The organism is Vibrio sp. YT-19(2023), assembly GCF_033337395.1.
Map to the genome: position 1 here is coordinate 1 of NZ_JAWOQN010001165.1, position 515 is coordinate 515.

Below are 515 nucleotides of genomic sequence, written 5' to 3' on the forward strand. Positions count from 1 at the left end.
ATCCGCGACAACATCACGTTAGGCCGTCCATTAACCAATGACCGTGACGTGATGGATGCGGCCAATCGTGCGGATGTGACCGCCTTTACGCAATCGGACCCAGCTGTTTTGGAGCGTCAGGTTGGTGAAGGGGGCGCAATGCATTCTGGCGGTCAACGTCAGTCGGTGACGATTGCTCGCGCTTTCCTTGGGCGTCCTCCGGTACTCTTGATGGATGAGCCAACCAGTGCAATGGACAACCGCTCAGAAATGCACATCAAGCATCAATTGGCGCAGTTAAAACCGAGCGAAACGCTGATTTTGATTACACACAAAACGTCGATGCTCGACATCGTAGATCGCGTGATTGTAATGGAAAAAGGCAGCGTAATTGCAGACGGTCCAAAATCTCAAGTGCTGAACGACTTGAAGCAAGGTAAGGTTAGAGCAGTTAGCTAATCTCTGAAATCAAGAAAGCCATTATTGAAATACAAAGCCCCGTTGAATCGAACGTTTCACGGGGCTTATTTGATCGG

At 49.7% G+C, this 515-nt stretch carries 1 protein-coding gene; it reads left to right on the forward strand.

Annotation, left to right across the window (positions count from 1 at the left end):
* A partial coding sequence (locus R7E78_RS30635) for an ATP-binding cassette domain-containing protein (RefSeq protein ID WP_318059211.1) occupies positions 1-438 on the forward strand: 438 nt, incomplete at its 5' end.
* Positions 439-515: the final 77 nt, after the last annotated feature.